Origin of the sequence: Streptomyces sp. NPDC046887, from assembly GCF_040644755.1 — a bacterium.
Lineage (GTDB): Bacteria > Actinomycetota > Actinomycetes > Streptomycetales > Streptomycetaceae > Streptomyces > Streptomyces lichenis.
The window spans coordinates 117595-140929 of record NZ_JBEYXH010000014.1; the positions used below are offsets into that span (position 1 = coordinate 117595).

The window sequence follows — 23335 nt, forward strand, 5'->3', positions numbered from 1 at the left end:
GCTACTTCTTCGTCAGGGCGGGGACGAGGGCGTCGATGTACGCCTCCATCGACTTCGGGCCGCCGAACATCCAGATGCCGTCAGGCAGCTTGCGCACCTTGTCGTTCTTCACGAACGGCAGCGACTTCCACACCGCGTTGCCGGCCAGCTCCTTGGTGAAGACATCCCCGTCGGCGTCGTTGCCGATGTAGGCGAACGGCACGTCGCCGACCGCGGTCAGCCCCTCGACGTCGGTGGTGGCCAGGCCGTAGTCCTTGTCGCCCTTCATCTTCCAGACGTTCTTCAGCCCCAGCTCCTCGTTGACGGCGCCGACGAGCGAGCCGCTGGTGAAGGGGCGGACGGAGACCTGGTTGGAGGCGGCGTAGCCGTCCGCGAACGCGATGCCCTTACCGGCCAGCCCGGCGTCCGCCAGGGCCTTCTTCCCCTCGGCGACCTTGGCGTCGTACGCCTTCTTCACCGCCTCGGCCTGCTCGGTGCGCCCGGTGGCCTTGGCGATCAGGTCCAGGTTGCTCTTCATCAGACCGACCTGGTCGGCCGCGTCGGCGGAGCGCACCTCCAGCACCGGGGCGACCTTGCGCAGCTGCTTCACGGCGGCCGCCGGCAGGTCGCTGGTGGCGAGGATCAGGTCGGGGGAGAGGGCGGCGATGGTGTCCATGCTGGGCTCGCCGCGGGTGCCGATGTCCTTCGGCTGGTTCTTCAGCGGCACCGCGGAGACCCAGGCCTGGTAGCCCTTCACATCCGAGACGCCGACCGGGTCGACGCCGAGCGAGGCCAGCGCCTCCACGACGTTCCACTCGGTGCCGACGACCTTCTTCGCCGGGCCGTCCAGGGTGACCTTGGCGCCCTTGGCGTCGGTGAGGGTGATCTTCTCGGCGGCCTTGTCGGACTTCGCCGGGGCCGGCTCGGTCGTACCGCAGGCGGTGAGGGCGAGCGCCGCGGTGAGCACGGCGGCGGAGGTGGCGAGGAGTCGTCTCATGACGTGGTGCGGGACCTTTCCGGTCGGGCGTGGTGGCGGCCGATCGCGCGGGTGCGCAGCCGGCCGGTCAGCGGGTCGGTGTCGACGTCCATGCGGATGCCGTAGACGTCGGTGAGGCGCTCGGGGTCGAGCACCTCGGAAGGCGCGCCGTCGGCGACCACCCGCCCCGCGCTGAGCAGGACGATCCGGTCGGCCACGGCCGCCGCCTGGTCCAGGTCGTGCAGCACGACCCCGACCGCGATGGAGTGGTCGTCCGCGAGGTCGCGGATCAGGTCGAGCAACTCCACCTGGTAGCGCAGGTCGAGAAAGGTGGTGGGCTCGTCCAGCAGCAGTACCCCGGTCTCCTGGGCGAGGCAGCTGGCCAGCCAGACCCGCTGGAGCTGGCCACCCGACAGGTGCTCGGCGCCGCGCTCGGCGAGCTCCGCCACCCCGGTCAGGCCGAGCGCCCGCTCCACCGCGGCCGCGCCGTCGGGATCGACCCCGCCCCAGCGCCCGCGGTACGGATAGCGGCCGAACTCCACCACATCGCGCACCCGCAGCCCGCTCGGGGTGGGCCGGCTCTGCGTCATCAGCGCCACCCGTCGCGCGAACTCCCGCGAACTGAGCGCCAGTCCGTCGGCCGCGCCCTCCTGGCCCGGGTCGATGGCCAGGGTGCCGCTCCGGGCCCGCTGCAACCGCGCCACGGTACGCAGCAGGGTGGACTTGCCGCTGCCGTTCGGCCCCACCAGGGCGGTCACCTCGCCGGGCCGCAGCGCGAGGGTGGCCGAGTGGACGACATCGGTGCCGTCGTACGCCACCGTCACGCCCTCGGCCAGCAGTTCATGGCCGCGCCGGCGGGCGGTCTCGGCATGTGCTTCTGACATCACGAGTGTGAAGGTTAGACTAACCTAAGTAGTCCCGGGCACCCACCCCCCGGCAACCGGAAGCCACCCCTCCGCTTCCCCGTCAACTCCCCGTCCCTGGCGGCACTTTGACGCAAGCCGATCAGGGCCTCCCGTGCCCCTGGGCCCGATCGCCCCGAGACCCGCGGTCCGGCGCCTCCGCTCTTGTACGGGCTTCCCGAGGCCGCCGCCGTAGCCGCCTCGCCCACCCGGCGCGCACCGCCCACCTTGCCTCGCCTGCCCGCGTACGGGCTCCACGCACGGGGTCGGCCCCGGCTCGGGCTCGCGTCGGCCGACGGTACAGTGGCCGGGCGGCCTCCCCAGGGGGGCCGTCCGGCGGTGGGGCCCGCCGGACCCCACCGCGGTCGTGCGCCGCCAACGGTCCCTGCCTGAGCATCGCCGCGCGTCCGCGCGCGGCGGCCCGACCCGATCAGGTAGGAATCCACCGCATGCCCGACGAGATCCCCGACACCCCGCCCGGCCGCCCCGGCTCCGCACCCCTCACCGGCTCCGCCGACCCCCACGGCCACCTGCCCCCCGGCTCTACCGGCCCCGCCGGCCCCCCGCCCCCCGAGGAGCCGCCCCGCCCCGGGGGCGCCACCGCGCTCACCGACCCCCGCGACCCCGTCGACCCGGACACCGGCAGCGGCCTCCGGTCGGCGGCCCCGCGCACCGGCGGGCGGCGCGAGGAGGCCGCCACCCTGACCGCCATCGCGGTGGGCGGCGCCCTCGGTGCCTGCGCCCGCTACGGCGCCACCCTGCTCTGGCCGACCGAGCCCGGCGCGTTCCCCTGGACCACCTTCGCGGTCAACGTCACCGGCTGCGCCGCCATGGGCGTCCTGATGGGCCTGCTCACCGTGCGGACCACCACCCACCGCCTGGTCCGCCCCTTCCTCGGCACCGGGGTGCTCGGCGGCTACACCACCTTCTCCACCTACACCGTGGAGGGGAACCACCTCCTCGGCGGCGACACCGGCCTCGGGCACCTCTATCTGGCCGCCACCCCCGCGGCCGCCCTGCTCGCGGTCTGGGGCGCGGCCGTGCTCACCCGCCGCGCCGCCACCCCCCGCTCCCACCGGCTCCGGGGGCGCGCGTGAACTGGGCCATGGTCGTGCTCGGGGCCCTGGTCGGCGCCCCGCTGCGCTTCCTCGTCGACCGCACCCTCCAGTCCCGCCACCGTACGGCCGTCCCCTGGGGCACCGCCGCGGTCAACCTCGCCGCCTGTGCCGGGCTCGGCCTGCTCACCGGCGCCGCCACCGCCACCACCGTGCCGGACGCCCTCCAGCACCTGATCGGGCCGGGACTGTGCGCGACGCTCAGCACCTACTCGACCTTCTCCTACGAGACCCTGCGGCTCACCGAGACCGGCGCCGCGCGCCTGGCCGCCGCCAATGTCGCGGTGTCCACCGCCGCCGGACTGGCCGCGGCCTGGCTCGGCTCGGCGCTCGCCCAGGCCGCCCTGGGCTGACCGGCCCGAGGGCCCAAGCCTCACCCGAACGGCCTAGCGCGCCCGGCGGGGCGCGTAAGCCGGTTCCCGCTGACCGGGCGTCCCTCAACCCCTCCCGGACCGAGAAGTCCCCAGTGTGCCGGTTTGACGGGCGGGGGTGTTGATGGGGGAGTGGGTACGGCGCGTGTTCCAGCGGAGGGCGTCCAGGCCGCTCCGTCGCGTGCCGGCAAGGGAGAGTGCAAGCGATGGCGGGCAACGGCTACCTGAACAGCGGCGACCTCGGCGGCCTCACGGCCGTCGACCCCCGGGGCGAGAAGATCGGCAAGGTCGAGCAGGTCTGGCTGGACGACCACAGCGGCAAACCGGAGTGGGTCACCATCAAGACCGGCCTGTTCGGCACCAAGGAGACCTTCGTCCCGCTGGAGGGGGCGCGCAGCGACGGCGAGAACCTGCACGTCGCCTACCCGAAGGACCGGGTCAAGGACGCCCCGCGGATCGAGGCCGACGAGCACCTCGACAGCGACCAGGAGCACGACCTGTACCGGCACTACTCCCTGACGGACGGCCACCAGGGCGCCCGCGGCCAGGCGGGCACCGGCACCGCCGGGGCGGCCGGCTCCGCGGCCGGCATGGCCGGCGCCCAGGACCCGGCCCACGCCCGTGAGGGCCGCGGCCGGATGCCGGCCGACGCCGGGCGCCCCGCGGACGCCGAGCGCCACGAGATGCTCCGCTCCGAGGAGCGGCTGCACGTCGGCGCCCGCGAGCGCGAGGTCGGCCACGCCCGGCTGCGCAAGGTCGTCGTCACCGAGAACGTGACCACCACCGTGCCGATCAGCCACGAGGAGGTGCGGGTCGTCCGCGAGCCGATCGACCCCTCCGAGGGCGTACGCGGCCGGATCGGCCAGGAGGAGCAGACCGAGGTCACCCTCCACGCCGAGCAGGCGGAGATCCGTAAGGAGGCCGTCCCGGTCGAGCGGGTCCGCCTGGAGACCGACAAGGTCACCGAGCAGCAGGAGGTCAGCGAGCGGGTCCGCAAGGAGCAGGTCGAGTACGACGACGGCACCGAGCGCCGCCGCCGCGGCGACGAGGGCGGACGCCGAGGCCCCCGCGGCTGACCCCGCCCCGTAGCGCACCACACCGCACCACCACGCACGGCCCCGCGCGACACACTCGCGCGGGGCCGTGTCCCTGTCGGTGCCGGCGGAGACTACTTCAGATACACCAGCCCGTCCGTGGTGATCGCCGGACGCCCGCGGGTCCCGGCCACGACCACCTTGACCGTGTGCGTGCCGCCGCTCGCCCAGGTCTTCGCCCAGATCGCCTGCCGGTAGGCGGTGGCGGCCGACTTCAGGTCGACGGTGGCCTCCTTGCGGCCGTCCACATAGATGTGCGCCTGGCCGGAGGTGGCGGCGCGGGAGACCACCCAGGCCGCCGAGCGGCCGGTGAAGGTCCAGCTCAGCGCCGCGTCCTTGGACGAGCTGGAGGACGACTTCCCGCCCAGGTAGCTGGTGGAGGACCTGGTGCTCCAGCTCCCGGACCGGGTGGCCGAGGTCTCCTGGAGGATGACCGGCGTCCCGGACACCGAGGCGGCCGAGGTGTTCCCGGCGGCGTCGGCGGCGGTCAGCTGCCAGGTGGTGGCCGCACCGGGCCTGGCGCTGTGCGCGGCGCTGGTGGTGCCCGGCCCATAGGTCTTGGCGACCGGTGCGGTCAGCCGGACGTCCTTCAGCGCGGTGGCGTCGGACGCCTTCCAGCCGAGCGTCAGCGGAACGGCGGTGGTGGAGACCGAGCCGGTACGCAGCGCCAGCGACGGCTTGGCGGTGAAGGCGGGCGCGGTGGCGTCCGCGACCACGGTCGCCGGGGAGCTGGTGGCCGTGCAGCCGGACTGGTGCACCGCCCGGACGGCCACCGTGTGCCGGCCCGGGGCGAGCGCCACCTGCGCCGAGGTCGCCGCCGCCGTCGTCCGGGCCGCGGCCTTGCCGTCGACCAGCACCTCGTAGGAGGAGACCAGGGCGGCGGGGGTGGTGGCGGACCAGTTCACCGTGAGCCGGGACCGGGTGTGGTAGGTGCCGCCCGAGACACCCGCCCCGGTCGGCGCCTTGAGCGCCAGCCCCGCGACGGGACCGCCCGCCCAGGCCCGTACGGTGTCCAGCCTGCCGTAGAACGCGTCCCCCGGGCACTGGGTGTTGTAGCCGTCGCGGTGCCCGTGGATCACCGGGAAGGAGAGCCGGTCGCCCTTCTTCCAGCTCTTGCCGAAGTAGCTGGTGCCCGCGTCGCCCGCGGTGAGCACGGCGGTGCCGTTCGGGTCCACGCCGTACTGGCCCAGCTTCCACGCGGCGATCCGCGCCACCGAGGTCATTGCCGCGTCGGACGGCGCCGCCTCGGTGTAGGTGCCGAGCACCGAGATCCCGGTGGTCTCCGTGTTGAAGCCGTAGGCGTGCGCGCCCAGCACCGGCCGGTCGACACCGCCCTTGCGGCCCTCGTAGACGGTGCCGCACTTGTCGACCAGGAAGTTGTAGCCCAGATCCTTCCAGCCCAGCTGCTTCACGTGGTACGCGTAGATGCCGCGGACCAGCGCCGGCGCCTGCTGGCAGGTGTAGTCGTTGGACTCGGCGGTGTGGTGCACCACCACCGCCTTGATCTGCCCGCCCGGCAGATAGCCCGGCTCCTCCGGGCTGATGGACTCGTCCGCGCCCCAGTCCGCGCGCGAGGTGATCGGCGGCCGCGGCGCGGTGGACGGCGGCGCCGGCGGCAGGGACACCGTGGGCGAGGGGCTTCCGCTCGGCGACGGCGAGACCGTACCCGACGGCGAGGTGGACGGGGACGGGCTGTCGCCCGGCGTGGGCGAGGCGGTCTCCACCGGGCCGGTGGACGGCTCCGCGCTCACCGAGGGCTCCTCACTCACCGAGGGCTCCACGGTCGGGGACGGCGCGCCCGTGCTCTCCGTACCGCCGGGCTCAGGGGTGCCCGCGGACTCCCCCGGGGCGGACGGCTCCGAAGGACCGGCCGTGGGCTCAGCCGTCCTCTCAGCCTCCCCGGCCGTCTCCTCGACGGCGAACGCGGCCGGCTCCATCGCGGTCACCGTGCCGCCGCCCGGATCCACCATGTCCAGCCGCAGCCCGGCGGGCAGCCGGCCGGACACCGCGGCGCCCGACCTCACCCGCACCTCCACCCCGTCCGACGGACCGACCCAGGCCGGCTCGGTTCCGCCGCGGGACGCCCCGCTCTCGCCCTGCCCGCTGTCCCCGTCCAGCCGCAGCCACTGTGACCAGCGGCCGGACCCGGCCTCCCGGGTACGGACCTCCACGGTGCCGCGCACCCGCGCGGACGGATCCGTCCAGGTGACCCCCAGCATGCTGAACGGCTCGGTGTCCCGCCGGGCCAGCTCCGCGCCCCGCCCGTCGGTGCTCGACCGCAGCGCGCTGGTACGCGCCTCGGCCCGTACCGGCCCCTGCTTGGCGTCGGTGGGGCCCGGGCCGGTGTCCCCGTCCCCGGTCACCCCCTGGAACACCACGGCGCCGGCCACCGCGGCCACCACCGCCCCCGCCACCACTGCTGTACGACGGCGCTTCACGCGTCCCCGCCCCTCCCACACGTCGAATGGCCCCGCCCCCGAGCCGGCGACGGCGGCGCGCACGCCGCAGAGGGCTGCCGATGCCACGGGGGTTCACAGAACCTACACGGGCACGGCGGGCCGCCCCCCACGCGGGTACGCGCCCGGCCGCCCGCCGCCAACCACCCGAACGGCGCAATCACACCGCCCCCGTTGTGCGAACCGGCACAGGCCCGCCCTCCCACACCGCGCCTAGCCTCACCACCACCCGACAGCGCAACGAGGGGCGGAACCGTGAACTGGCTCATCCGCGACTACCGCGAGGGCGACCTCGCCCCGGTCGTCCATCTGATCGACACCACCGCCGAACTCGGGCAGGAGTCGGTGTTCTCCCTCGCCGAGTGCATCGGCGCGCTGACCGACCGCCAGCCCGCGGTGGTCGCCGTCCACCAGGGCGCGCCGATCGGTGCCGCCCTGGCCACCGTCGCGGGGGAGCGGGCCTGGGTGATGCGGATCGCCATCTCCTCGGCCTGGCGCGGACGCGGCCTGGCCAGCGCGCTCCTCGTCGAACTGGAGCGGCGGCTGCTGGCCGCCAGGGTCGGCCGGATCGCCTATGTCCTGCCCGAGGAGGAACTCCTCGGCGAGGGCCTGCTCAACGCCGGCTACACCCGGCAGCCGGCCGTCGCCTACTTCGAGAAGACCGAACCACTGCACGGCCCCGCCGCCACCCTCCTCGACGACCTCGGCGGCCGGTTCCTCGCCGGCGGCCTCTGGGCCCGGGTGGCCGGTATGGAGAAGGAGAAGGACCTCATCGAACGGCGGGTGGTGCTCCCCCTCGCCCAGCCCGAGCGGGCCGCCCTCCACGGCGTCCGGCCACCGCGCGCCATCGCCCTGTTCGGCCCGCCCGGCACCGGCAAGACCACCTTCGCCCGCGGCATCGCCTCCCGGCTGGGCTGGCCGTTCGTGGAACTGCTGCCCTCCCGCCTCGCCGACGAGGGCAATCTGTCGGCCGCGCTGCGCAGCGCCTTCGCCCGGATCGCCGAACTGGAACGGGTGCTGGTCTTCATCGACGAGGTCGAGGAGATCGCCCCGGTCCGCCGGGAACCCGCCCAGCCCGGCGGGATGCACGGGGTCACCAACGAACTGCTCAAGCTGATCCCCGGCTTCCGCGAGGGCGACGAACGGCTGCTGGTGTGCGCCACCAACTCCATCCGCTCGCTCGACCCGGCGTTCCTGCGCCCCGGCCGCTTCGACTACCTCATCCCCATCGGCACCCCCGACGAGGCGGCCCGCACCGCGATCTGGCAGCGGTACGCGGCCGGCCGGCCCGATGTGGACCTCCCGGTGCTGGTGGCGGCGAGCGAGCTGTTCACCCCCGCCGACATCGAGCACGCGGCCCGGATCGCCGCCCAGGCCGCGTTCGAACGGGACCTCGGAGTCTCCGGCCAGACCCCCGAGGGCGACACCGCCCCGGGCGCGAGTACCGAGGACTACCTGGCCGCGATCGCCCAGTGCCGGCCCACGGTCACCGCCGAGATGATCGAGCAGTTCGGCGCCGACATCACCGCGCACGCCCGCTTCTGAACCACCGGATTCCGTCCCGATTGCCGGGTACGGGGCTCAGCCGGCCAGCCGGTACGCGGCGCCGTCCCGGCTGCGCACCACCCGGCCGGAGACCACCAGATAGCGGCGGAGCGCGGCGCAGTCCTCGTGCACCGTCAGCAGCGCCTCGTTCACCTCCCGCTCGGTGTACGAGCGCTCCCGCTCGAAAAGGGTCCCGGCCAGATGCGCCAGCAGCTGCTCGCGCCGCGCCGCCTTCCGCGGGATCGCCGTCAGCCGGCCGCGCGAGAACAGCGCCGACACATCGGACGCGGCGGCGGGCACGGACGAGGAGGCGGGTCGCTCATCGGACGAGGAGGCGGATTGCCGGACGGACGGCGCGGCGGGTTGCCGGACGGACGGGGAGGTGGGTTGCTCATGATCGGACATGCCGGGAAGCCTGCCCCGCCCCACCCCACCCGGCAACGCCTTTTCGGTCTCACCCCGGGCGCTGGTCGCGCAGAAAGGCGTACGCCGCCTCCGCGGTGAACTTAGCCTGGCCGCCGCGCACCAGCAGCCCGGCGCTCGCGAACGCCGGGTCGTCGGCGGTGCCCGGGACATACGGGACGGCCAGGCACCGCATCCCCGCCGCATGCGCGGCCGCCGCACCGGGCGGGGCGTCCTCCAGCACCACGCACCGCCCCGCGGGCACCCCCAGCCGCCGGGCCGCCTCCAGGAACACATCCGGCGCGGGCTTGCCCCGGGCCACCTCCTCCGCCGAGACCAGCACCGTCAGCCAGGCATCCAGTCCGGTACCGGCCAGCACCGCCTCGATCGCGGCCCGGGAGGAGCCGGAGGCCACCGCCATCGGCACCCCCTCCGCGTACAGCCGCTCCACCAGCGCCCGCATCTCGGGGAAGACCGCCGTGGAGGCGGCGGCCAGCTCCAGGTAGTGCCGGTTCTTCTCCGCCAGCAGCTTTTCCACCGGCGCCCCGATCCCGTACTCCGCCCGCAGCACCGACAGCGTCTCGCGGGTGCCGATGCCGATGAAGTCGGTGTGCCGCTCCCAGCCGAAGTCCGTGACCCCGTACCGCTCCAGCACCCGGCGGCCCGCCTCGTAGTAGTTCGGCTCACTGTCGACCAGGGTGCCGTCGAGGTCGAAGAGGACGGCGAGGTCCGGCTGCGCGCTGCTCATGCCCCCAGCATGCCCGTCCCGGCCGCACGCCCCTCCGCGCGGGGCCTCAGCGGGAGGACTCGGCGCGGGGGCCGGCGGCCCGGCCGACCGCCTCCACCAGCGGCAGCAGCCGGTGCGGCACCCGCTCGCGCAGCGCCATCTCGGTCCGGGTACGCACCACCCCGGGCATCCCGATCAGCCGCTGGACGATGTCCTCCAGATGGCCGTTGTCCCGCGCCACCACCCGGGTCAGCAGATCGCCGCCGCCGGTGATGGAGAAGGCCTCCACGATCTCCGGCACCGCGGCCAGCGCGTCCCCGACCTCGTCCAGCCGGCCCTGGGTCACCTCGATATGGACGAACGCCAGCACCGGGTGGCCGAGCGCGGCGGGGGAGAGGAAAGGACCGGTGCCGGTGATCACCCCGTCCCGCTCCATCCGGTCCAGCCGGGCCTGGAGGGTGCCGCGGGCGATGCCGAGGATGCGGGCGTACTCCCGGACCGAGGTGCGCGGCTGCTCGATCAGCAACCGGAGGATACGGGTGTCGAGGGCGTCCACGGCCATGTTCGACCCGCTCCTTCCGATGCTGCTGCGGTACTCCGCCACCGTACCGGTGCGGCCCGGCACGGGCGGCCCTCGGCCGGCCTCACGGGCGGCCCTGGTCGGCGTTAGGAGCGCCATCGGGCGGGCACTCAACGAGCACAGCGTCCTGCCCGCCCTCGTAGATCCCCAGCTCCCCAGGAGGCGCCCCATGCGCGCGCTGACCGTGCGTCCGCTCCAGGCCGGCACTCTGGCCGTCTCGGACGACCTGCCCGAACCCGTGCCCGGTGAGGGGGAGCTGCTGGTCGACGGGGTGGCCCTCGGCGTCTGCGGCACCGACCGGGAGATCGCCGACGGCGAGTACGGCTGGGCGCCGCCCGGGCGGGACCGGCTGGTGCTGGGCCATGAGTCGCTGGGCCGGGTCCGCCAGGCCCCGCCGGGCAGCGGCTTCGCCCCCGGCGACCTGGTGGTGGGCGTGGTGCGCCGCCCCGACCCGGAGCCGTGCGGGGCGTGCGCTCGCGGTGAGTTCGACATGTGCCGCAACGGCCGCTACACCGAGCGCGGCATCAAGGAACGGGACGGCTACGGCTCCGAGGTGTGGACCGTGGAGAGCGACTACGCCGTCCGGCTGGACCCGGCACTCGCCGAGGTCGGCATGCTGATGGAGCCCACCACCGTGGTCGCCAAGGCCTGGGAGCAGGTGGAGCGGATCGGCGCCCGCTCCTGGTTCGAGCCGCGCCGGGTGCTGGTCACCGGGGCCGGCCCGATCGGGCTGCTGGCGGCGCTGCTCGGGGTACGCCGCGGGCTGGAGGTCCATGTCCTGGACCGGGTCGCCGAGGGGCCCAAGCCCGAGCTGGTCGCCGGACTCGGCGCCACGTACCACACCGACCCGATGGACCAGGTCGCGGCGAAGCTCGCCCCGGACGTCGTCGTCGAGGCCACCGGCGCGGGGCCGCTGGTGTTCGACGCCATGGCCGGCACCGGCACCTACGGCATCGTCTGCCTGACCGGGGTGTCGCCGCGCGGCCGCTCCCTCACCGTGGACGCCGGCACCGTCAACCGGGAACTGGTGCTGGAGAACGACGCGGTGGTCGGCTCGGTCAACGCCAACCTGCGCCACTACCACCAGGCCGCCGAGGCGCTCGCCGGATCTGACGCGGACTGGCTGCGGCGGCTGATCACCCGGCGGGTGCCGCTGGAGCGGGCCACCGAGGCGTTCGAGAAGCGGGACGACGACATCAAGGTCGTCATCGCACTCGACGCCGGATGACGCCCCCCCGCCGCAGAGACGGCTACGGCTCGATCAGCCCGACCCTGATCGCGTACCGGGTCAGTTCCAGCCGGTCCCGCAGCCCGAGCTTCGCCAGCAGATTGGCCCGGTGCCGCTCGACCGTCTTCACGCTGATGAACAGCAGCCCGGCGATCTCCTGCGAGGTGTGCCCCTCGGCGACCAGTTTGAGGATCTCCTCCTCCCGGTCGGTGATGGCCTTCGGCGGCAGGCCCCGCCCCTCCCGGGTCCGCTCCAGATAGTCGCGGATCAGGGCGCCGACCGCCCCGGGATAGAGGAACGGCTCGTCGCGCATGGCCGCGTGGCAGGCCTCGACCAGATCCCGGTCGGCCACCGACTTCAGCACATAGCCCGCCGCCCCGGCCTTCAGCGCCTCGAAGAAGAACTGCTCGTTGTCGTGCATGGTCAGGATGAGCATCCGCGGCCCCGGCTGGAGGCGGCCCAGCTCGCGGGCGGCCTGGAGCCCGGTGAGCCGGGGCATCGCGATGTCCAGGATCGCCAGATCGGGCCGCTCGGACCGGGCCAGCTCCACCGCCTCCGCGCCGTCGCCCGCCTCGGCGACCACCTCCAGGTCCGGCTCCCCGTCCAGGATCAGCCGCACCCCGCGCCGCACCAGCGCGTGGTCGTCCGCCAGCAGGATGCGGATCGGCCCCCCGCCCGCACCGCTCCCCGTCTCCGTACCCATCCCTCTCCCTGCTCCCGTACCGGCTCCGCCATCGACTCCCGCACCGCTCAAGCCCGCTCGCCCCCGTCCACCGTCCCGCCCCCGGCACCTTCGGCCTCCGCGGCCTGCCGGCGGGCCCCGCCCTCCAGCGGGACGTACAACCGCACCTCCGTCCCCCGCCCCTCCGGGCCCGGCTCCACCGCCACCTCGGCCCCGACCAGCAGCGCCCGTTCCCGCATTCCCCGCAGCCCGGCGCCCTCTGCGGCGCCCACCAGTCCCCGTCCGTCGTCGCGGATCAGCAACTCCACCCCGCCAGGGACCGGGCCCAGCACCACATCCGCGCGCTCCGCTTCCGCGTGCCGCATCACATTGGTCAGCCCCTCCTGCGCCACCCGGTAGAGCACCAGCTCCGCCTCCGGCCCCAGCGCCGGCAGCCCGGGATCCAGACGGTGCCGCACCACCGGCCCACCGCCCATGCTGAACTCGCTGGTCAGCGCCTTCAACGCGCTGGTCAGCCCCAGCTCCTCCAGCACCCCGGGGCGCAGCCGCCGGGCGATACGGCGGATCTCGTCCAGGCTGTCCCTGGTCGCCTCCTGGGCCCGCAGCAGATCCTCGCGCAGCGGCCCGGGCGCCCGGTCGGCGACCCGTTTGATCTCCAGCAGCACCGCGGTGAGGGTCTGGCCCACCTCGTCGTGCAGCTCCTGGGCGATCCGCCGCCGCTCCGCCTCCTGCGCGGACAGGGCCCGGGCGCTGCTCGCCGCCCGCTCGGCCTCCAGCCGGTCGAGCATGGTGTTGTACGTGCTGATCAGCGCGGCGATCTCCTGGTGCCCGGAGACGGCCGGGCGCGGCCCGGGGCGCAGCAGATCGGTGGTGGTCATCGCCCGGGTGAGCCGCTCCAGCGGGGCGAGGCCGAGCCGCAGCAGGGCCGCGTTGGCCACCAGCATGGCGACCAGGCCGCAGAACAGGATCAGCGCCTCGGTGAGCAGCACCGGGGTGGAGACGGTGACCGGCCCCAGCAGCAGCAAAGCGGTCGCGGCCAGCAGCACCGCGGCATTGAGCAGGAAGATCCGCCAGAACAACGTCACCGACCCGGTCCTCCCTGCTTGTCGCCGTACCTCCGCGGTTCCCCTTCTGGCGTTCCTCCCGCGCAGGGCCAGCCTGTCCGCGTGCCGGGCCGCTGTCCACCGGGGCTGACTCCCATTTCCGCGCGGCGGGCATCCGGAATCCGGGTGGACGACGTCCCCTCTACAGGGTGGCGACCGCCCGCTATGGGGGACATACCCGATGGTGGCGCGAGGGCGGGGCGGGCCAGGGTGGAGGCCGGTGGCTGACACCGCCCGGCGCACCGCGAGGGGAGGACGCATCATGACCGCGCTGAACGAGGATCCGCTGAGCCGTCTGGCAGAGCGGACCCGGCACGACGACCCCCGGTTCGCCCGGGCCATGGCCCTGGGCCGTCCGCTCCGGCCCCGCGAGTACCGGCACGGCCTGACCTGGCTGCTGCTGGCCGCCGCGCTCGCCCTCTTCGGTGTCGGGGTGGCCCTCGGCGACGGGCTGCTGATCGCCACCGGGCTGGTCGGTGCCGGTGCCGCCGCCCACCGTTTCGACCCGGACCGCCACCGCGGCACCCCGCCGTTCCGCCCGTCCCGCTGAAATCGCTTCCTCCCTCTTCACCCTGATCCGGCCGCCTTCGCGTAGTACGTCGTGCGGTACAGTTCTTTACCTGGCCATTACCCGTTTCCGGGTGCCCGGCCAGAGGTGAGCGAACAGTGCCGGTGTCGGCATCGGTGTCGGGAAGGGGGGGGCGGAGATGCGACGTACGAGCCACCGCCCTGCTCCTCGGCGTGCGCCGGGCCTCGCCGTGCGGGTCGCCGTACGGGTGGACAACGCCCCGCGCGACGCCGTACCCGATACCGGCCGCCCCTGACACCGGACATCCGTGCCCCGCACGGGTGGGCGGACCGCCGCCCGGGCACCCGGACGCCATGCCCCCGCCCTCGCGGCCGACAGCGCCTGTACTCCTCATGCGCCCGCCCCCCGCGGCCCGGAGCAGGACCGGCGGCGCACCGCGGCCGACCGCTCGGGGATCGACCGCCCAGGGGCCGACGCTCAGGCCCCGCCCGCGATCGCCCCGCACCATGCGGCAGGCTTGGCCCCCGGGCACTGCGCACCGGCCACCGCGCACCGATCGCCGGACGCCGCCCGCCCATCCCCACGTACGGGCGCACCCGCCCGTACAGCCCATCCCCGTCCTTTGGAGCGCACCGATGGAGCCCACGGCCCACACCCGGAAGACCAGCCTCCCCGGCGTCGGAACCCGCTACGACCTGGAGACGGAGAGCGGGCGCCATCTCTCCGTGGTGGTCCACCAGGACGGCCGGCGGATGCTCGCCTTCCATGACCCCGAGGACGACGACGACTGCCGGGATTCGGCCACCCTCGTCCCGCACGAGGCGACCGCCCTGGCCAAGCTCCTCACCCCCGACCCGGTGGCCCATCTGCACCAGCACATGGAGATCGACCTGGTGACCGAGCACATCGAGGTCACCAAACGCTCCCCCTACGCCGGCCGCACCCTGGGCTCCACCCAGGCCCGCACCCGTACCGGCGCCTCCATCGTCGCCGTGCTGCGCCGCACCGCCGCCGTGCCGTCCCCGGCCCCCGACTTCCGCTTCGCCATCGGCGACACCCTCGTCGTCGTCGGCACCCGCGAAGGCGTGGACGCCGTCGCCGAACTGATCACCGGAGGATAGAGACCCGTGCACGACACGACCGCCATGCTCATCGAACTCGGGGCGATCATCCTCGGCCTGGGTCTGCTCGGGCGCCTCGCCGGCCGGATCGGCTTCTCCCCGATACCCCTCTACCTCCTCGCCGGACTCGCCTTCGGGCACGGCGGCATCCTCCCGCTCCAGGCGAGCGAGGAGTTCGTGGCCACCGGTGCCGAGATCGGCGTCATCCTGCTGCTGCTCCTGCTCGGCCTGGAGTACAGCGCCTCCGAACTGGTTACCAACCTCAAGACCCAGTACCCCTCCGGCGCCGTCGACTTCGTGCTCAACGCGGTGCCCGGCGCGGCCGCCGCGCTGATCCTCGGCTGGGGCCCGGTCGCCGCCGTCGCCCTGGCCGGCGTCACCTGGATCTCCTCCTCCGGGGTCATCGCCAAGGTCCTCGGCGACCTCGGACGGCTCGGCAACCGGGAGACCCCGGTGATCCTCGGAGTGCTGGTCATCGAGGACCTGGCCATGGCGGTCTACCTGCCCATCCTCACCGCGCTGCTCGCCGGGGTGAGCTTCGCGGGCGGCTCCCTCACCCTGCTGATCTCGCTCGGCACCGTCGGCGCCGTGCTCTACCTCGCCCTGCGCCACGGCCGGCTGATCAGCAAGGCGGTCTCCTCCGACAACGCCGAGATGCTGCTCCTGGTCGTGCTCGGCCTGACCCTGCTGGTCGCCGGTATCGCCGCCGAGCTCCAGGTCTCCGCCGCCGTCGGCGCCTTCCTGGTCGGCATCGCGCTCTCCGGCGAGGTCGCCGAGGGCGCCAGCAATCTGCTCACCCCGCTGCGGGACCTGTTCGCCGCCGTCTTCTTCGTCTTCTTCGGCCTGTCCACCGACCCGGCCGACATCCCGCCGGTCCTCGTTCCCGCCCTCCTCCTCGCGGTCGTCACCGCTCTCACGAAGATCGCCACCGGCTACTACGCGGCCCGCCGGGCCGGCATCAAGCCCGCCGGCCGCTGGCGGGCCGGCGGCACCCTGGTCGCCCGCGGCGAGTTCTCCATCGTCATCGCCGGCCTCGCCGTCGGCGTGGAGCCCCGGATCGGCCCGCTCGCCACCGCGTACGTCCTGATCCTGGTGATCGTCGGACCGCTGGCCGCCCGCTGGACCGAGCCGATCGCCCGCCGCCTCACCGGCCGCGCCCGCCCGACGGCCCCCGCCGCGGCCAAGCCCCCGGCTCTCCCCGAGCCCGCCCCCGCGGACACCGATTCCCCGTCCTCCTCCACCACCCCCGAATCCACCTCCCCGGCCCCAGGCCGCTGAGCCCCGGCCGGCTCCTGCCGTGATCCGGCACATGGCCCCACCGCACGCCCCCTCCCGCGTACGGTGGGGCCATGTCCCTTCCGCCGCCCTCCGACGCCCCCGGATCCGCCCGCACCGCCACCTGGGACGCGGACGCGCCCGGCGTGCTGCGGCTGCCCTCCGGACGGCTGGTCCGCGGCCGGGGACTGCGCCATCCGCTGCCGACCGGACCGGCGCCCGAGTACGCGCTCTACCTCCTGGGCCGACGCCCCCCGGAGACCGCCTGGGAATCGCGGTGGCTGCGCTGGCCCGACTTCCGTCTCCCCGCCGACCGCGACGAGGCCCGGACCGTTCTGAGCGAGGCCTGGCAGCGGTCCGCCACCGAGCGGGTGGAGATCGCCTGTGGCGGCGGCCGCGGCCGCACCGGAACCGCGCTCGCCGCGCTGGCCGTACTGGACGGCGTGCCGCCCGGCGAGGCGGTGTCCTTCGTACGCCGCCACTACGACCGGCACGCCGTCGAGACCCCCTGGCAGAAGCGGTACATCCGCCACTTCCACCCGTAACCCCCCTCCCCTCCCTCCCTTCCGCCCCACTGGCACCAATGGCCCACCTCTGGCTCCCCCATCCCACCCACCGCCGTGCCATTGGCCCACCCCATCCCGCGCCGGTTGAGCCAACAGCGCCGTGGATGGTCTCATAGGGGTGTCGATGGCGCTGCGGAACTCCGCGGCGCCTTTTTCATGCCGGTCGTCGGGACACCGGAGAGACCAGGACGAAGGGGCGGGAAACAGAGTGCTGAAGAGGATGTTCGCGGCTCCGGATCCGGGACGGCTGCGGCTGCGCGCCGCCACCCGGGCCGTCCTCGGCATCGGCGGTGCGGTGGTGGTGACCGGGCTGGCCGGCCACTCGCTCACCGCCGCCGTCACCGGCGGGCTCGCCGCGCTCCTCGCCCTGTTCACCGTCACCGACGCCACCGTGCGCGGCCAGCTCATCACCACCGCGCTGCTCCCGGCGGCCGGGTTCCCGGTGCTGGCCCTCGCCGCCCTGCTGCACGACCACCCGCTCGCCCGCGACCTGGTCTTCCTCGCCATCGTCGGCGCCGGGGTGTACGCCCGCCGCTGGGGGCCGCGCGGCCACGCCCTGGGCGTCTTCGCGTTCATGACCTTCTTCGTCACGCAGTTCCTGCACACGGCGCCCGGCCAGCTGCCCGAGCTGTACGCCGCGGTCGGGCTGTCGCTGCTGACCTGCTCGACGGTGCGGTTCGGAGCCTGGTGCTACGAGCGCCGGATCGCGCTGCCCGCGCCGCCGGCGTACGAGGAGGGGCGCGGGCTCGCCCGCACCACCACCCGGCAGGCGGTCCAGGCCACCCTGGGCTGCGCGGTCGCCCTGGTCATCGGACAGGGGCTGTCGGGCGAGCGCTGGTACTGGGCGGTCGGCGCCACCTGGTGGATCTTCGTCAACACCGCCTCCCGGGGCGAGACCCTGGTACGGGGCTTCCGCCGGGTGCTGGGCACCCTGATCGGCATCGCCGTCGGCCTGGTCGTCGTCGTCCCGCTGAAGGGCGCCCCCGGCCCGACCGCCGCCCTGGTCGCGGTCTGCGTCTTCGGCATCTTCTACACGGCCGCGGTCTCCTACACCTGGATGATGCTCTCGGTGACGCTGCTGGCGGGCGGGCTGTACGGGCTGCTCGGTGTCCTCGACCCGGCCCTGCTCGCCCTGCGCATGCTGGAGACCGGTGTGGGTGCGCTCGGCGCCGTGCTCGCGGTGCTCCTGGTCCTGCCGGTCACCACCCACGCCACCACCGACGCCTGGATCGCCCGGGCCCTGCGGTGTGTGCACGCCTGCACCGCCGAGGCCGCCGCCCGGCTCTCCGGCACCCCGGACGCCGACCCGGCCCCCCACGTGGCCCAGCTGGAGGCCCTGCTTGGCCGTGTGCGGCTCTCACTCGCCCCTCTGGTGCACCCGCTCAGCCCCCTGCGCGCCCGCCAGGCCCGCGCCCGCCAGGTGCTGGCGCTGCTCGACGACTGCGCCCGCGAGGTGCGCGGCCTCGCCTCCGTCGCCGCCGACCCCGAGGCCTCCCACGACGCCCGGCTGGCCGCCGCCTGCTGGCGGGTCGAGGCCGCCGTGGAGGCCCTGACCACCCCCGAGGCCGCCCGCGAGCTCACCACCGCCGCCCCGGCCGACGCGCCCCACCCGGCCACCGACCCCATCCCCGCCCTCGCTCACCTGCACCAGCTGGAGAAGGCGCTCATCGAGCTGGCCCACCCCCTCCGCAGCCCCACCCGCGCCCCCTTGATCGGCGCCTGAGCGACTGATCGGGGCCGGGGCGGCCCAGGGCCGGGCTGGAGCGGCTATCGGCGGCGCGTGGGCGACTTGGGCCACGCTTGAGTGGCCAACGCCGATGTGTCCTCTTGTCCCCGCATCTATAGGCCGCGCCGCCCCCGTCTTCTTCTTTCCCGTGCGCGTTCGCACGCCCCGCCCCCTTCTGACTTCCTATTTGGGCAACGAGCCGGAGACCGCGGAAGTGCCGGGTTGGCGAGAGCTCGCCACGAGTCGACCTGAGGGGCGGCGGCATGCGGCATCCCCCGGCGCCGGACCGCGGCGCGCCCCGGCTCGCCGAACCCGCATGCACAGGCCCGCGTATATGGGCGCGCATGCATGGCACGGCACGCGGCTGATCGGGGTATGCGGTGGGCGTCATCGCCCCACCAGGTGCCGGGACTTGGTCTAGACCTGCTAGCGTCGGGCGCGCGCGGGTGCCGAGCGGCGGCGCCGGCGAACGGCGGGAAGGGGCGGCGCGGTGGCGGAGCAGTCAGGACGGGTGGGCGGACGGGCCTACATCGGGTCGTTCACCTCGGCCGGCGGCCGCGGGGTGCTCGCCGCCACCGTGGACCCGCACAGCGGCGCACTCACCGTCACCGGCGCCTGCGACGAGGTGGCCGACCCCTCCTACCTCGCCGTCGCCCTCGGTGGCCGCCTGCTCTACGCGGTCTCCGAGACCGAGCGGGGCGCCGTCGCCGTACTCGCCCTCGACGGACCCGCGCCCCGGCTGCTCGGCCGACCCGCCCCCGTACGCGGAGAGTCGCCGACCCATCTCGCGCTCGCCCACGGCCATGTGCTCACCGCCAACTACGGCTCCGGGAGTGTCAGCGCCCTGCCGATCGACGGCGGTGGACAACCCGGGCCCGCCATACATGTCGTCCAGCACCAGGGCAGTGGTCCCGACGAGGAGCGCCAGGCCGGCCCGCACGCCCACCAGGTCACCGCCGACCCGGCCGGCCGCTGGGTGCTCAGCGTGGACCTGGGCACCGACTCCGTACGCATCGCCGTGCTCGACCCGGCCACCGGCCGGTTCACCCCGCACGGCGAGACCGCGCTGCGCCCCGGTACGGGCCCGCGCCACCTCGCCTTCCACCCGGCCGGCGGCCACGCCTATGTCGTCGGCGAGCTGAAGCCCACGCTCACCGTGTGCCGCTGGGACGGCGAGGCCGGCGTCCTGGTGCCGGTCGGCGAGACACCGCTGCTGCCCGAGGACGGCTCCGCGACCGGCTTCCCGTCCGAGATCGCGATCGCCCCCGACGGGCGGTTCGCCTGGGTGGCGGTCCGGGGCGACGACAGCGTCTCCGTCCTCGCGCTGGACGAGAGCGGCGAAAAGCCCGAACTCCGCGCCACCGTGGACTGCGGCGGCGTCTGGCCCCGCGACCTGGTCCTGCATCCCTCGGGGAAGTGGCTGTACGCCGCCAATGAACGCTCCGGCGATGTCACCTGGTTCGCTCTCGACCCCGAGACCGGCACCCCGGTACGGGCCGGATCGGTCGAGGCACCGGCCGCCTCCTGCGTGGTCTTCGCCTGACCTCGCGCCCCCGCCGTTGCCTGCCCGCCGCCGTCGCCGGTCCTGCAGCGGCGGCCTGGGAAGAAGCCCGGGAAACCACGGGCAACCCGGGGAAACCCGTGGGCAACCCGGGGAAACCCTATGGGCAACCCGGGAAACCCCAAGGCAACCCGGAAAACCCCAAGGGCAACCCGGGAAACTGGGAAACCCCAAGGGCCCGTACCGAGATCCCTCGGTACGGGCCCTTCGGCGTCGAAACAACGTGCCGAACGCGGGAAAGCGGCTCAGCGCGCGGCGGCGCCCTGCGGCTGCGGGGTGATGCCCAGCGCCGCCGAGTACTGCGACAGCACCAGCTTGCCGACCGCCGGGTACGCGCCCAGCGGCTCGGCCACCGAGCAGCCGGCCACCCGCGCGGCCTCGTCCAGCAGCCCCTCGGCCAGCTCGGGGCCGATCAGATACGGCGCCAGCGCGAGCGCCTGAGAACCCGAACCGCGCAGCTGCTCCGCCACCGCGGCCACCGAGCCCTCCTGGTCCAGCGCGGCCGCCATCACCGGCACGGCCAGGCGCGCGGCCAGCAGCATCCCGGTGATCCCGGCCGCCTGCACGGCCTCCTCACCGCCGGTGGTCGCCAGCACGATGCCGTCGGCCGCCGTGGCCACCGTGAACAGCCGGGCCCGGTCGGCGCGGGCCAGCCCGGCCTCCGACAGCCGTACGTGCAGCGCCTCGGCGAGCAGCGGGTGCGGGCCCAGCACATCGGTCAGCTCGACCGGCGCGCCGCTGGCCGCGGCCGCCTCCCGGACCCGGCCCGTCAGCACGGCGTCCGGACCGGCCAGCAGCGGCACCACGACGGCGGCCGGGCCCGTCGGCTCGGCCACCTCGCGCCCGGCCGCGCGCGCGAACTCATACCGCTCCATCCGCAGCGCGGCGGCCTGCGCCAGCACCGAGGAGAGCGAGGGGAACTCGACGTCGTCGCCGTCCAGGAACCCGACGGCCGCCTCCAGACCGGGGAGCTCGGAGCGGGCGATGCTCACGATCTCCTCCGCCACTCCCCGGACGGCGGGGGAGGGCGTACCGGGTACGGCGAGCACGAGCGCGGGCGCCCCCTCGGGCGCCACGGCAGGCTCGGGTCGGCGGTGCCGCCCCGGCTGGCGGGGACGCGGCATTCGTACAGGAAGGCCGTTGTCGGGCCCTGTGGGGGTGCTCATGGCGCCGCATGCTACTGGTTCACCCCGCACCGAGGTGTGGGGAGGGGGAGGTAGGGCGGCCTTGGTCCGGTTATGTCGGGTCATGTGACCGGACCGGCCCGTTCCCGGGATACGCGGAGCCGTCATGAGCATGCGCGTTACACCAGTAGAGTGACGGCGTGGCAGCACGACCGTTGAGTGAACTTGTCGAGCCGGGCTGGGCCGAGGCGCTGGCCCCGGTGGCCGGGCGCATCGCGCAGATGGGGGACTTCCTGCGGGGGGAGATCGCGGCGGGCCGCACCTACCTCCCGTCCGGGGCGAACGTCCTGCGCGCCTTCCAGCAGCCCTTCCAGGACGTACGGGTACTGATCATGGGTCAGGACCCCTACCCCACCCCGGGCATGGCCATCGGGCTGAGCTTCGCCGTCGCGCCCGACGTCCGCCGGCTGCCCGGCAGCCTGGAGAACATCTTCCGCGAGATGGGCGACGACCTCGGCCTGCCGCGCCCCTCCAACGGAGACCTGACCCCGTGGACCGGCCAGGGAGTGCTGCTGCTCAACAGGGCGCTCACCACCGAACCCCGCAAGCCCGCCGCGCACCGCGGCAAGGGCTGGGAGGAGGTGACCGAGCAGGCCATCAAGGCGCTGGTCGCCCGCGGCAAGCCACTGGTCTCGGTGCTCTGGGGCCGGGACGCCCGCAATCTGCGCCCGCTCCTCGGCGACCTGCCGGCCATCGAGTCCGCCCACCCCTCGCCCATGTCGGCGGACCGCGGCTTCTTCGGCTCCCGTCCCTTCAGCCGGGTCAACGAGCTGCTGGCCAAGCAGGGCGCCGAGCCGGTGGACTGGCGCCTGCCGTAGCCGGTCACTTCCTGGGAGCGCGGCGCAGTACATAGGTGTCGCCCGAGTCCGGGTCGCCCCGGGTAGCTGTACAGGGTGGCCCGGCCGGGCGTCCCGCCCACGTTCCAGTCGCTCAGGGCGCAGGCGCTGATCGACACGTCCACCGCCTGGCTCCAGGGGGAGAGGCCCTCGTCATAGCTCCAGGCGCCGGCGCCCGAGCACTCACCCTGCCGGTCCTCGAAGCCGTCGTACTCGTCGACGCCCCGGGCGGTGGCCGTGCCGTCCGCGTCCAGTCGCAGGGTGCCGCCCTTCCCGTCGCTCCAGACGCCGACGGCTTTCGTGCGAGACAGCTGCGGCGGTACGTACGACGTCAGCACGCCCGTCGCCGTGGCCGCGGCTCCCAGTCCGGTCACCGCGACGGCCGCGGTCAGTCCGACCAGCACCGTGATCAGGAAGGCGAAGCCGGTATTGGCCGGCTTCGGACGTACGGCGACCGGGCGCACCGCCAGCGCCGCCACCGCCAGATAGGCCGTGGCCGTCAGCCAGGCCATGACGGTCTCCGCCAGACCGGCGCCCAGTGGCAGCCAGGCGGCCGGTACGAGCACCGCGGCGGCGGCCGCGGCCACGACCGGGGTCCACCACCAGGCGTCCCGACCGCCGAACCGGCGCCCCAGCCAGAAGCCCAGATTCACCAGCGGCAGTACCAGGGTCACCGACACCAGCAACCCGAAGAGCGCCCCGCAGGGCACCCCCAGTGCCATGCCGAAGGCGCTACCGCCCCCGTCGGCGTTCGGCCGTTCCTGGGTGTCGTTGTACGCCATCAGGCACAGCACGACGACCACCGTCTCGAAGAACAGCGCCGTCATCGAGACCAGCAGACTCCGGCCGAACCGCTCGAACGCTCCAGGTGGCGGCCCCGGCTGTCCCCCTTCCGCCGCCCGTCCGCCCCGTTCCACCTGCTGCTGCCACGCCATCACAGCCCCCTCCCGGAGTCATCATCCTCCAGGCCACCGGGGCCCAGGACGGCGGGGCGACGTCCGCCCCGCCGACTCCACCACCCCCCGGCTCACTCCACCGGCTCGCCGCCCATCGCCGCCGCCAGCCGCAGCTGCGGAGCGGCTTCCGCGTCCCGGCCCTGGCGCTCCAGGGTGGGCCGAGCAGCAGCCGCGCGTACCGCTCCACCGGGTCGCGCTCCAGGACGGCGCGCAGCTCGCTCTCCGCCCGGCCCAGCCGCGCCGAGTGGTAGTAGGCGCGGGCCAGCAGCAGCCGCGGGGCGACCTGCTCGGGGGCCTCCTCGACCAGTCCGTCGAGGATGCGGGCGGCGGTGACGTACTCCTTGGCGTCGAAGAACATCCGGGCGCGGTCCCACCGCTCGGCGGCGGTGCCGAACTCGTAGTAGCTCACGACGCTCCCTCC

Annotated in this window: 21 protein-coding genes and 1 pseudogene; 12 read left to right on the forward strand and 10 right to left on the reverse strand. The window is 74.5% G+C overall.

Features of this window, described 5'->3' with window-relative positions; all coding sequences use genetic code 11:
• Position 1: 1 nt before the first annotated feature.
• Both ABZ945_RS16045 and ABZ945_RS16050 read right to left on the reverse strand, forming a co-directional pair.
• Complete coding sequence (locus ABZ945_RS16045) at positions 2–976, reverse strand: iron-siderophore ABC transporter substrate-binding protein (RefSeq protein ID WP_361269149.1); 975 nt, start codon at positions 974–976, stop codon at positions 2–4.
• A complete protein-coding gene (locus tag ABZ945_RS16050; protein ID WP_361269151.1) occupies positions 973–1839 on the reverse strand; it encodes an ABC transporter ATP-binding protein in 867 nt (288 codons plus the stop codon). The genes ABZ945_RS16045 and ABZ945_RS16050 overlap by 4 nt, the downstream gene beginning before the upstream one ends.
• 719 nt (positions 1840–2558) lie before the next feature.
• Between ABZ945_RS16050 and ABZ945_RS16055 the strand changes: the two genes are divergently transcribed.
• The 3 genes from ABZ945_RS16055 (at position 2559) to ABZ945_RS16065 (ending at position 4419) form a co-directional block, all read left to right on the forward strand.
• The gene (locus ABZ945_RS16055; protein ID WP_361269264.1) at positions 2559–2954 is read left to right on the forward strand and encodes a CrcB family protein; all 396 of its coding nucleotides are present in this window, start codon (positions 2559–2561) and stop codon (positions 2952–2954) included.
• Positions 2951–3325: a CrcB family protein gene (locus ABZ945_RS16060; RefSeq protein ID WP_361269154.1), complete on the forward strand. Its 375-nt coding sequence runs from the start codon at positions 2951–2953 to the stop codon at positions 3323–3325. The genes ABZ945_RS16055 and ABZ945_RS16060 overlap by 4 nt, the downstream gene beginning before the upstream one ends.
• Positions 3326–3549: 224 nt before the next feature.
• Positions 3550–4419: a PRC and DUF2382 domain-containing protein gene (locus ABZ945_RS16065; protein WP_361269157.1), complete on the forward strand. Its 870-nt coding sequence runs from the start codon at positions 3550–3552 to the stop codon at positions 4417–4419.
• A 92-nt stretch (positions 4420–4511) separates the two neighbouring features.
• Here the strand turns inward: ABZ945_RS16065 and ABZ945_RS16070 are convergent, their stop codons facing one another.
• Complete coding sequence (locus ABZ945_RS16070; RefSeq protein ID WP_361269267.1) at positions 4512–6656, reverse strand: N-acetylmuramoyl-L-alanine amidase; 2145 nt, start codon at positions 6654–6656, stop codon at positions 4512–4514.
• A gap of 492 nt (positions 6657–7148) precedes the next feature.
• Here ABZ945_RS16070 and ABZ945_RS16075 point away from each other — a divergent pair, with 492 nt between their 5' ends.
• Positions 7149–8438, forward strand: a complete 1290-nt coding sequence (locus tag ABZ945_RS16075; RefSeq protein ID WP_361269160.1) for a bifunctional GNAT family N-acetyltransferase/ATP-binding protein — start codon at positions 7149–7151, stop codon at positions 8436–8438.
• A 36-nt stretch (positions 8439–8474) separates the two neighbouring features.
• On the opposite strand, the gene ABZ945_RS16080 is transcribed toward ABZ945_RS16075, so the two are convergent.
• The 3 genes from ABZ945_RS16080 to ABZ945_RS16090 all read right to left on the reverse strand — a co-directional run bounded on the left by ABZ945_RS16080 (position 8475) and on the right by ABZ945_RS16090 (position 10129).
• Positions 8475–8717, reverse strand: coding sequence for a DUF2087 domain-containing protein (locus ABZ945_RS16080; RefSeq protein WP_361269269.1), 243 nt, complete (start codon positions 8715–8717; stop codon positions 8475–8477).
• A gap of 175 nt (positions 8718–8892) precedes the next feature.
• Positions 8893–9588: an HAD family phosphatase gene (locus ABZ945_RS16085; RefSeq protein ID WP_361269163.1), complete on the reverse strand. Its 696-nt coding sequence runs from the start codon at positions 9586–9588 to the stop codon at positions 8893–8895.
• Between the two features lie 46 nt (positions 9589–9634).
• Positions 9635–10129: an Lrp/AsnC family transcriptional regulator gene (locus ABZ945_RS16090; RefSeq protein WP_361269166.1), complete on the reverse strand. Its 495-nt coding sequence runs from the start codon at positions 10127–10129 to the stop codon at positions 9635–9637.
• Between the two features lie 187 nt (positions 10130–10316).
• Between ABZ945_RS16090 and ABZ945_RS16095 the strand changes: the two genes are divergently transcribed.
• The gene (locus ABZ945_RS16095; RefSeq protein ID WP_361269169.1) at positions 10317–11375 is read left to right on the forward strand and encodes a glucose 1-dehydrogenase; all 1059 of its coding nucleotides are present in this window, start codon (positions 10317–10319) and stop codon (positions 11373–11375) included.
• Positions 11376–11397: 22 nt separating this feature from the next.
• On the opposite strand, the gene ABZ945_RS16100 is transcribed toward ABZ945_RS16095, so the two are convergent.
• Entirely contained in the window at positions 11398–12078 is a 681-nt protein-coding gene (locus tag ABZ945_RS16100) for a response regulator transcription factor (RefSeq protein WP_361269172.1), read from the reverse strand.
• 47 nt (positions 12079–12125) lie between these two features.
• Positions 12126–13142, reverse strand: coding sequence for a histidine kinase (locus ABZ945_RS16105; protein ID WP_361269175.1), 1017 nt, complete (start codon positions 13140–13142; stop codon positions 12126–12128).
• 280 nt (positions 13143–13422) lie between these two features.
• Between ABZ945_RS16105 and ABZ945_RS16110 the strand changes: the two genes are divergently transcribed.
• The 6 genes from ABZ945_RS16110 (at position 13423) to ABZ945_RS16135 (ending at position 19920) form a co-directional block, all read left to right on the forward strand.
• Positions 13423–13710 (forward strand): DUF3040 domain-containing protein, encoded by a 288-nt coding sequence (locus tag ABZ945_RS16110; protein WP_361269178.1) that lies wholly within the window; start codon positions 13423–13425, stop codon positions 13708–13710.
• 614 nt (positions 13711–14324) lie between these two features.
• Positions 14325–14810 (forward strand): TrkA C-terminal domain-containing protein, encoded by a 486-nt coding sequence (locus ABZ945_RS16115; protein WP_361269180.1) that lies wholly within the window; start codon positions 14325–14327, stop codon positions 14808–14810.
• 6 nt (positions 14811–14816) lie between these two features.
• The gene (locus ABZ945_RS16120) at positions 14817–16088 is read left to right on the forward strand and encodes a cation:proton antiporter (protein WP_361269183.1); all 1272 of its coding nucleotides are present in this window, start codon (positions 14817–14819) and stop codon (positions 16086–16088) included.
• A gap of 71 nt (positions 16089–16159) precedes the next feature.
• Positions 16160–16630, forward strand: coding sequence for a protein-tyrosine phosphatase family protein (locus tag ABZ945_RS16125; protein ID WP_361269185.1), 471 nt, complete (start codon positions 16160–16162; stop codon positions 16628–16630).
• A gap of 229 nt (positions 16631–16859) precedes the next feature.
• Positions 16860–18374, forward strand: coding sequence for an FUSC family protein (locus ABZ945_RS16130; protein WP_361269188.1), 1515 nt, complete (start codon positions 16860–16862; stop codon positions 18372–18374).
• A 493-nt stretch (positions 18375–18867) separates the two neighbouring features.
• A complete protein-coding gene (locus ABZ945_RS16135; RefSeq protein WP_361269191.1) occupies positions 18868–19920 on the forward strand; it encodes a lactonase family protein in 1053 nt (350 codons plus the stop codon).
• A 263-nt stretch (positions 19921–20183) separates the two neighbouring features.
• Here the strand turns inward: ABZ945_RS16135 and ABZ945_RS16140 are convergent, their stop codons facing one another.
• Entirely contained in the window at positions 20184–21104 is a 921-nt protein-coding gene (locus ABZ945_RS16140) for a hypothetical protein (protein ID WP_361269193.1), read from the reverse strand.
• Positions 21105–21262: 158 nt separating this feature from the next.
• Here ABZ945_RS16140 and ABZ945_RS16145 point away from each other — a divergent pair, with 158 nt between their 5' ends.
• The gene (locus ABZ945_RS16145; protein WP_361269196.1) at positions 21263–21940 is read left to right on the forward strand and encodes a uracil-DNA glycosylase; all 678 of its coding nucleotides are present in this window, start codon (positions 21263–21265) and stop codon (positions 21938–21940) included.
• A 1045-nt stretch (positions 21941–22985) separates the two neighbouring features.
• On the opposite strand, the pseudogene ABZ945_RS16150 reads toward ABZ945_RS16145, so the two are convergent.
• Positions 22986–23272, reverse strand: a pseudogene (locus ABZ945_RS16150) (tetratricopeptide repeat protein).
• Positions 23273–23335 lie beyond the last annotated feature (63 nt).

Excerpts from the sequence above, each read along its gene's own strand:
- ABZ945_RS16065 (WP_361269157.1), top strand. The coding sequence starts at position 3,550 with ATGGCGGGCAACGGCTACCTGAACAGCGGCGACCTCGGCGGCCTCACG.
- ABZ945_RS16070 (WP_361269267.1), bottom strand. The coding sequence starts at position 6,656 with ATGCTGGGGGTCACCTGGACGGATCCGTCCGCGCGGGTGCGCGGCACC.
- ABZ945_RS16125 (WP_361269185.1), top strand. The coding sequence starts at position 16,160 with ATGTCCCTTCCGCCGCCCTCCGACGCCCCCGGATCCGCCCGCACCGCC.
- ABZ945_RS16100 (WP_361269172.1), bottom strand. The coding sequence starts at position 12,078 with ATGGGTACGGAGACGGGGAGCGGTGCGGGCGGGGGGCCGATCCGCATC.
- ABZ945_RS16095 (WP_361269169.1), top strand. The coding sequence starts at position 10,317 with ATGCGCGCGCTGACCGTGCGTCCGCTCCAGGCCGGCACTCTGGCCGTC.
- ABZ945_RS16110 (WP_361269178.1), top strand. The coding sequence starts at position 13,423 with ATGACCGCGCTGAACGAGGATCCGCTGAGCCGTCTGGCAGAGCGGACC.
- ABZ945_RS16115 (WP_361269180.1), top strand. The coding sequence starts at position 14,325 with ATGGAGCCCACGGCCCACACCCGGAAGACCAGCCTCCCCGGCGTCGGA.
- ABZ945_RS16140 (WP_361269193.1), bottom strand. The coding sequence starts at position 21,104 with ATGAGCACCCCCACAGGGCCCGACAACGGCCTTCCTGTACGAATGCCG.
- ABZ945_RS16085 (WP_361269163.1), bottom strand. The coding sequence starts at position 9,588 with ATGAGCAGCGCGCAGCCGGACCTCGCCGTCCTCTTCGACCTCGACGGC.
- ABZ945_RS16050 (WP_361269151.1), bottom strand. The coding sequence starts at position 1,839 with ATGTCAGAAGCACATGCCGAGACCGCCCGCCGGCGCGGCCATGAACTG.
- ABZ945_RS16090 (WP_361269166.1), bottom strand. The coding sequence starts at position 10,129 with ATGGCCGTGGACGCCCTCGACACCCGTATCCTCCGGTTGCTGATCGAG.
- ABZ945_RS16045 (WP_361269149.1), bottom strand. The coding sequence starts at position 976 with ATGAGACGACTCCTCGCCACCTCCGCCGCCGTGCTCACCGCGGCGCTC.